Origin of the sequence: Caldisericum sp., assembly GCF_049967455.1 — a bacterium.
GTDB lineage: Bacteria > Caldisericota > Caldisericia > Caldisericales > Caldisericaceae > Caldisericum > Caldisericum exile_A.
The window spans coordinates 1-8509 of sequence record NZ_JBMFSR010000040.1; the positions used below are offsets into that span (position 1 = coordinate 1).

At 31.3% G+C, this 8509-nt stretch carries 6 protein-coding genes and 1 pseudogene; all 7 read right to left on the bottom strand.

Annotated elements, in window-relative coordinates:
* Positions 1-325, bottom strand: a pseudogene (locus tag ACP5SP_RS06735) (MFS transporter); the annotation flags it as partial.
* 204 nt (positions 326-529) lie between these two features.
* On the bottom strand, positions 530-847 hold the full coding sequence (locus tag ACP5SP_RS06740; protein WP_428076308.1) for an ABC transporter transmembrane domain-containing protein: 318 nt from the start codon (positions 845-847) through the stop codon (positions 530-532).
* A 139-nt stretch (positions 848-986) separates the two neighbouring features.
* On the bottom strand, positions 987-2840 hold the full coding sequence (locus tag ACP5SP_RS06745) for a YcaO-like family protein (protein WP_428076309.1): 1854 nt from the start codon (positions 2838-2840) through the stop codon (positions 987-989).
* Between the two features lie 330 nt (positions 2841-3170).
* Positions 3171-4772, bottom strand: coding sequence for an ATP-binding cassette domain-containing protein (locus tag ACP5SP_RS06750; protein ID WP_428076310.1), 1602 nt, complete (start codon positions 4770-4772; stop codon positions 3171-3173).
* A gap of 2 nt (positions 4773-4774) precedes the next feature.
* Complete coding sequence (locus tag ACP5SP_RS06755) at positions 4775-6376, bottom strand: ATP-binding cassette domain-containing protein (protein ID WP_428076311.1); 1602 nt, start codon at positions 6374-6376, stop codon at positions 4775-4777.
* On the bottom strand, positions 6376-7797 hold the full coding sequence (locus tag ACP5SP_RS06760; protein ID WP_428076312.1) for a radical SAM protein: 1422 nt from the start codon (positions 7795-7797) through the stop codon (positions 6376-6378). The genes ACP5SP_RS06755 and ACP5SP_RS06760 overlap by 1 nt, the downstream gene beginning before the upstream one ends.
* A gap of 223 nt (positions 7798-8020) precedes the next feature.
* Positions 8021-8233 carry a hypothetical protein gene (locus ACP5SP_RS06765; RefSeq protein ID WP_428076313.1) on the bottom strand — a complete coding sequence of 71 codons (213 nt, stop codon included), beginning with the start codon at positions 8231-8233 and terminating at the stop codon, positions 8021-8023.
* Between the last annotated feature and the right edge of the window lie 276 nt (positions 8234-8509).

Consider the following 8509-nt stretch of genomic DNA (forward strand, 5'->3'; position numbering starts at 1 on the left):
CTAAAAGTATCCATAATTGCCCAAACTCGGCATTAAGAAAAATAAGCATTAAAAAGAGTACGATACCACTTATCATATCTGTGAAAATGACTATCCATTTTTTTCTTTTTCGATCCGCTAACACCCCGGCAAATGGTGAAAATATCGCTGAAGGTATTGCCGTGGCCATTAAAACGAGGCTGACAGGTCCCACACCACCAACCTTTGTGGCAGCGGCCCATACGATTGCTACGAAAAAAATAGCAGAGCCAGCCGTAGATATGAGCCTTCCGAAGAAGAGAAGAAGAAAGTTCCTGTTTTTCAATATATGAACATTTGTCGCCATTTTTTCAAAAATCCCTCCCAAGTTCGGTAATACATTTCTGTCATTCTAAAAATATGGAATTGAAATTCTCTGTCTTTATTATATCTTCGTACTTCCCATTTGCCGCAACCTTCCCATTTTCGATAAGATAGATTGTGATGTTTCATTGCAATGATACATTCGTACATGGTCTCTACTTTTGATTGTATCAACTTTGGGGACATATCAATTGTTCTTCACAAAGAAATCCAACGGCAACCTCAAAGTCTTTTCCATGAGATCCATCTTTAGGTCCCTTGAAATCTTTTGCTCTATTATGGAGGCTGTGTAATTTTGAATGAAATTGAAGACAACTCTTATTACCACAATGATGGCTAAAAAGATGGGCCATTTCACAACTTGCGACATTTCTTTCCTTGGAATTACGGTATCTATGAAATATTTGAAGATGATAGGATAAGGAAGAACAGTTAAAACCAAAATCATTAAAGGTAAATATTTTTTGTAATATTTGAATATGAAAGAAGTTTCTTTGTTAGACATGGAATCCCTCCTTTCCGCTACCCTCTGAAATGTGATACATTCATAAGCACATGATCTCTATTTTGACTGTATCAACTTTGAGGACCATCTATAAGTTTTTTTAATTCTTCATCCGATAATTTTTGTTGTTTGGGTATCATTATTCTATTCTATCACTACTATTCGGATTTTGAAGTGGTTTCAATATATCTGAAAGTTTAGTAAGTTGAGTTTGATCGCCTTTTTGCTTTAAAAGAAATTTTTTTACTTTCAAATATGATTTTCTAAGCTTTTTATAATTACATTTTTCTCTTAGATCACATTTTGAACAATTAAAACAGGTTATATTTTCAAGATATTGAAGGGAATTTTCTGGTTTTTTGAGATCGTTGATAACTTCCTTAGATATTTCTTCTCCATGCAATAATTTTAAAAACGATTCCATTTCTTGCTCATTGTCATCATTAGTCTTTTTAAAGTTCAAGAAGTCTTTGCAACACTCATAATAATTGATTATCTCATTGGTACTGTTTATATTCTTTAGATAATTTATATATCGATCTAAGCATTCAACTGACTTGGATAGATCGCCAATTTTGTAATATAAATTTGCTAAAAACAAGGCAGGAGTTATGTTCGCCCATAGAGAATCTGACAAAAGTGGTAAACCGGCAATGGTAGTCATTGATTCTTCTTCACCCCTTTTTTCTACATAATCAATCACAATTTTTATTTCTTCTTTTGAACAACTTTGAATTCTTCTAATTAAGTTTAAAACATGAGTTCTCTGTCCTATCAAAAGTTCAAAATCTTCTTTAGAGAACATAGTCGTTTCAGAAATTCCAGGAATTATAATTTGATATGTCGGAAATCCAAAATACGAATTACTTCTTACTAATATTGATTTGTCAAGATTCCAAACTAATTTTACTAAATAATTAAGAAGATCTATATTTTTATGGTACATCATTGGATGATATTCAAATTTATAAGAACCTTCTCTAAAAAAAGAAAAAGGATATTCTCCGGTACCTTCTTTTAGAATTTTTTGAATTCGCCATGAAAATTCATTGTCATATAATTTGTGAGGTATAAAATAAGATAAACCATCAAATTTTAGCAGAGATCTACCTTGCACGAGTTCTGTTAAGCAGCGCTCTAATGCTATTTGCGGAATAGGATGCGCTCCAAATTTTATAATATATTTTTTAGACTTCGTATCAACAAGAATTAAACCAATCACTGGCAAATTAATCCCCAATGAACAATCCTTAACAGTGATTTTAAATATTCCATTTCTCTCTATATTTTTGATTGTATTGTATTGATTTGGAAAGTACTTTTTCAAAAATTCCTCTGGTATAATAGGTGGACGAATATCATTTGTCAATATTTTTATGTTTACAAATCTTTCTAAAATTTCAGACAATCCTTCAACCAATGCTTCTTCCATTGTATTTCCAGCACACATTCCATTGCTTCCATAATAAGATTGGACCAAGATTGATGGTATATAAACTTTATTGTTCTTTCTTAAGTCCCAAAATGGAAAACAAATTAATCCTTTTTTGGTATTTTTAGTTACCAAAAAATTGTCTAAATAATCTAAAGCATTTCCTTCGTTATCTGCAAATTCATAAGCCTTTCGAGTTTCCTCATCAAGAATATTTGTCAATTTCGATATTTCAATAAACTCTTCATCTGGAAAATAATAAAAACCGTACTTTTCTTTAGCAAATTTATCGATTAATATAGGAGAGTAAAGCAATCCATTTCCTAATCTTTCTATGAACTCACCATAAGCGCTTGCCAATGCTAATTCATGATCAACTCCTTTCCCATTAGAAAAAATACCAAGTTCAGGTACTTCAAGAGACACCCAATACAGATTTTTTGTAGGATTTCCCCAATATCTTTCTATAGGAAATAAATCTAATTTTCTGAGAATGTTTCTTATCTTTGCAACAGTTTTGTTAGGTGTTGCATCCTTTATTTTCATTGAAAGTTGCACCATAAGTTTTGTACCTCCTATATCTTAAATGCTTACTTTTACGGATCCGTACTTGTGAATTTACCACTTAAATTTTTCCTTGACAACTTTACTTCTATCTCTAAGGTTCTGTAATAAAAAGAATAAAAGGATAAACTCATGACAGAAAACATAATTGTTTAGACTCACAAATTGCTTTTCAAAGATCTTGAATGTACTCAGATCTAATTTCAACCGCAATGTCTGAGTGCATCCTTCTGTGTGATGAATCTTTGAGACTGCAATACACCTTCTGTATCTTTTTTTTTTTAAAGATCACGCTTTGAGGTTTGGGGTAGTCTACTCTAAGCTGAATTAACTCATGGTTATTTTCTTTGTTGCCAAAGCCATTGCAAGTTCAATATCATGAGAAATGATAATAACAGTTTTAAATTTTAACATTACTTTAAGTGATTCAATGATCTTTTGCTTTGTCGAAATATCCACACCGTTGAGTGGTTCATCTAATATGAAAAATTCTTTATCAGCCACTATTGTTCTTGCAAGCAGTAATCTTGATATTTCTCCTCCCGAAAAGTTTTTGCCATTTTCTTCAACTATACAGTTCATATCTATGCTTTCCAACTCCATCATCTTCAAAACTTCTCTTATTTTTTCATCACTTATGAATCGATTGCCAATTCGAATGTTTTCTTTTACAGAAGCAGGAAACAAACTTGAGTTTTGTGAGAGAACAGCGATTTTGGAGTAGAGCCATTCATTAGGGATGTTTTCAATGTTCACGTTGTTTATCAGAATTTTTCCTTCTTCACATTTGAAATCTTTCAAAATTAAGGAGACTATTGTGCTTTTTCCTTTTCCAGATGGCCCGATTATTGCTATTTTCTCATTTTTGAGGAGTGTGAAATTCACATTTTTTATTATTGTCCTTTTTTCATCTGCGTAAGTTACATTCTTGAATTCCACTGTTTCTACCTTCTCATCTGGCATCGTGATTTCCTTTTTCTTGCTGGATTTGAACAAATTTGATATTATGTCAATTGAAGTTATAGAGTTTCTTATGTTTGAAAGTATTGAATTCAGATAGGCTATAGGAGTCGTGAACATTGTGCTGTACGAGATCAACACTATTGCTATTCCTATTGGATAGTACCCCTCATAAGATCTAAAAAGGGCAAAGGCAAAAACGAACAGTTCGAAGGATATACGTATATAGTCAAGTTCTATGAAAAAATGGATGAAATCTCTCGAAAGAAATTTTACGTGGATTTTTCTTAAATGCTCGGTGATATCTTTATTTCGATTTTCTTCGTGATCAAAGGATCTGAAATTCTCGATTTCCTCTTTTCCAGTTAATGTATCTTCGATGTCACTGAGATATCTTCTGTTCTTTTCAACAAAATCAGCGTTGTTTCTGAGAAAGTAATCATTTCCGTATTTATAAATTAGCAATGATGGAATTATAACTGCTATTGAGGCAAGCCCAATGATCCAGTCCATCAGGAAAAACAATACTGTAATGACTATCAATCTGAATAAATTGACAATTCCTGTCATATTTTCTATATCAATTAATGATGAAACGTCCGAAGTTTTGTTAAAAATTGCATCAACGTAATATTGAGATCCCTTCGCAGAGATTGAAGATATGTCCTGTTTTATAACTTGTCTTGCTATACTTTCAACAAGCAAATTATATACCGTGAATTTCTGTAAATTGTTTCTAAATATCGATATGCTTCTGATGAAAACGAAAAACAAAATCAAACTTCCCCAAAGCACAAATTGATGCAGCGGGAAGTATTTCAACATTTCTGTTTTATCCAAAATATCAGCATAAATAAGAGGAACCACAAGTATTCCTGTTTCTACCGAAAAGAAAATCAGAAAAGTTAGAAAAATTCTTAAAAGTACAGTTTTGGGTAATATTTTAATTAACACTTTGATGTTTCCCATAATTAAACCTCTTCGAGTTTAATCTGCCTTGTAGAAAGTTCTTCGACTATTTTCATGTCATGTGTAACTATCACGCACGTTTTATAATTCAAAAAATCTCGAAAATATTTCAATACCTTGTCTTTCTGTTCTTCATCCACACCCGTTAACGGCTCATCCATTAAGACAAGTTCTGGATTCAAGATCACAAGTCTTGTCAAAGCAAGTCTGGCTTTTTCCCCTCCGGATATGAGTTTGCCAGCTTGACCTATTGGGGTGTTGAGACCCATCGGAAGTAATTTGATTAACTCTGACAGTCCACATGTTTCAAGTGCTTTCATCATATCTTCTTCGGTAATAGAAGGATTAGATATGATCAAATTTTCTTTGATCGTTCTGTTGAAAAGATAAGGATTCTGGGAAAGTACCCCTATCATGGGACGACCAGGAGAAAATGTAATTCTTCCCCTTTTTGGAGATAACTGTCCAGATATAGTTTTCAAGATGGTGGATTTTCCAATGCCACTTTTGCCTAAAATTGCGACTTTTTCGTCTGCTTTCAAATCCATAGAAAAATCCTTGATAATCCATTTGCCATTGTATTCAATCCATATTTTTTCCAACTTCAAATTTTGGAAAGTGCGGGATTCTATCTTTGGTACTTCTATACTCGGAGATTTCACAATCATTTCTACTTTTTTTATGTGAGGAGGAAAATTTTGGAGCCATTTCACGTTTTCAAAAAGATAATTCGTTTTATCATATGCTATTGCAGAGAATTGTATAAGGAGAATTGCAGTACCAAAAGTATATTCACCCTTTAAAAAATAAAGCAAGGAAAGTCCTACGCTTCCGATCTTTATCAATTCACTTATTGATGAAGTGATGTAGGTTATTACAAAGTCTTCTTTCAGATAATCGAATAAATTTTGACTGTATTTTTTCATCTCATTTTTTACAGCCGCCAGAAAAACATTTTCTGCCATATTATGCTTTATGTCTTCAACACCCTTGAGATAGATGTTTGCCTTTTCATTCATATCGCGCAAATTTTCTTGAGATTTATCGTACTTCGGTACAACATTTTTATCCCTGAGAACACCAAGAAAAATTACCATAGAAAGACAAACAGATATCAGAATGAAAATTTGGGAACAATAAATCCAGAGCACTACGAGCACGGTAAATAATGTTATCCCTTCTTCGGGAAGTGTATACACAAAATCCGAGAACATCTGGGTTGTCATAACAGTGTCTTTCGAAAATATACTTGCCCAGTAACCTGAATTTTTGGTTTTGAAATTTTCTGGTTCCATCTTTATCGATGATTGAAAAAGATTGTCCTCTAATATTTTGCGCATCCCCTCTCTTGTGTGAATATTCGAGAGACTCCAAAGTCTTATTGAAAGGTATCCTAATATCGTAATCGAAATGTATATAAAGATATTTGAGGTCGAAAATTTGCCTTTTACAAATGCGTCCAAAATCAATTTAAATATAAAAGGCAGAATCAAGAAAACAGCTGCATGAACGATTGAAATTAAAGCGTAAATAACATAATGTCTTTTGTACCTTGATGGCATTTGAAACCATAAAAATTTAAGTTGTTTGAGAAATTCTTTCATTAAATATCTCCTAGTGATAGGATAGCTTTTATTTCGTTTTTTATATGATTTTCAACGATTAATTTGCATTTATTACCAGTGTATATATTTTCTTCTTTCCCATTCAAAATTCTAATTCTAAGATCTGGACATAAACCCATACAATAAGGGAAATAATTACATAACAGGCAATTACCATTATTAACATTTAGAAGTGATACTTGTTCAACATATCTAAATCTTTCTTTGTTTTTGGGTATTTCTTCTTCACACAGTTTTTCTAATGTTGTATAATTGGCATTATTTATAAAAACATCATTCCAACACTTATAAACTTTCCCGAAAATATCAATGACAGGACTATCAATAACATCTCTTTCTGCATTACAAAAGGTCCATTCTTTTGTGCTTTCTAATATTGGTTCAATAAAACCGTAATGTGTAGATTTTATCCAAAGTGTGTTATATATAGGTTCATACTCTGATATTGAAATAGACTTTTCATATCCAAATATGCGCGCTATACTTATAAATAAAGTCTTCGACAGTACATAATTTTCATATTTTTTATATAGTTCATCTATTAAGTAAGGAATATTGTCTTTATTAGATTTATCGACATTTATTCGAATAATAACTTTTATTCCCGCAGCAAGCAAATTTGATATTCCATTTAGGATTTTCGAATATGTATTTCTACCATTAATAAGTGTTCTTTTCTTATTATGAAAATTTTCATTACCATCCAAGGTAATTTGTATGTATTTTACATTTTGATTTGACAATTTTTTAACTATTGTTTCGTTTATCAAATATCCGTTGGTAACTAGTATGTTGCTATAACTTATCTTATAGTCACTTGCTAAATTCATTAACTCTTGATTTATTTGTGATATCAAAGAAAACTCCAATAATGGCTCTCCACCAAACCAAACCACTTGAAGTAATTTTATTAAATAATTTTTCAACATATAATTTATGTATTTTTTAAGTAGACCAATAAATTGTTCTCTATCAATGTGTTCGTCTGCTTGTTTATTTGAATTTCGTTCATAACAATACTCGCATGAAAAATTACATTTATTAGTAATAGCAATATCTATCTTCAATCTATTCCCGACTTTGTATTTGGACGTCAGGTATCGATTTCTAATATATAAAAACTCGTCATAATCTTCTTCAATTAAAAACCCGTTATTTTTAAGAATTTCTAATTCATTGTTATTGAAGATAGTAATGTCGTTTTCATTCACAGAAAGATGCCTTATTTTTTCATAATTTTCACTGTCTAATTCTATCAATGCAGAATTAAGCGTATTTAATAAATAGTATTTTCTATTTATATTTAAAAGAGCATAATAGTTTGTCAATTTCATATATACTTCTCTCCTTTTTCTATACTTGATCAAGTATAATTTGGCAGGAGTTTTTATTCCTGCCAAATTAATCATTTTGGTTATATGTAACTATTACATCCACCAAGATGAGAACAACATCCACCTATAGGTTGCACTAATGTTTCTCCATTAGATGTTGTTTTACTTGGAATTATAACTTTCATTTTCTTCACCTCCCTCGTTATGATTGTGAATCAATTCAATTTTGACACTTCTTGCTATTCCTCAATTTTTTAATTCTTTTTTGCCATCTTTATACGCTACTCTTCTACGCATTGTTAGTTTCAAAAATAGTCATTCTCTGACACTCAACAGGCACTTCTTGTTGTATTACATTACAAGCAAAAGCGGTTTGAGGATTTTTAAAGTTTGTATCATTCGTTCCCCCACCATCATCGCTGAAGTAAGTAGTCGCATTTGAAAAAACAATCGCAAAAGATAGAACTAAAATTATTAGAGCAATTAATATTTTCCACTTCATTTTATCAACCCCTGTTTTATCTTAAAATTATATTTTCTGAGGGTCAAATTTCTCGATCTCGCACAGCTTTATAGAATAAGGATTTGAAGCAGGTGAAAATTGTAACATTTGGTACATTTTAAGGCTTTTTCTGATATAATTACACAACAATATTCATTTTAATGCACAATGGAGGCCATATGCTTGATTATAATTTCATTCGAGTTTTTAATATTATAAAATCGTATAGCTCATTTTCAAAACCGTTTTTGAACTTTATCATTTCTAATTCTAATT

Bases quoted from the DNA above. Each gene is read 5' to 3' on its own strand.
- ACP5SP_RS06750 (WP_428076310.1), bottom strand. From the start codon at position 4,772: ATGGGAAACATCAAAGTGTTAATTAAAATATTACCCAAAACTGTACTT.
- ACP5SP_RS06755 (WP_428076311.1), bottom strand. From the start codon at position 6,376: ATGAAAGAATTTCTCAAACAACTTAAATTTTTATGGTTTCAAATGCCA.
- ACP5SP_RS06740 (WP_428076308.1), bottom strand. From the start codon at position 847: ATGTCTAACAAAGAAACTTCTTTCATATTCAAATATTACAAAAAATAT.
- ACP5SP_RS06765 (WP_428076313.1), bottom strand. From the start codon at position 8,233: ATGAAGTGGAAAATATTAATTGCTCTAATAATTTTAGTTCTATCTTTT.
- ACP5SP_RS06745 (WP_428076309.1), bottom strand. From the start codon at position 2,840: ATGGTGCAACTTTCAATGAAAATAAAGGATGCAACACCTAACAAAACT.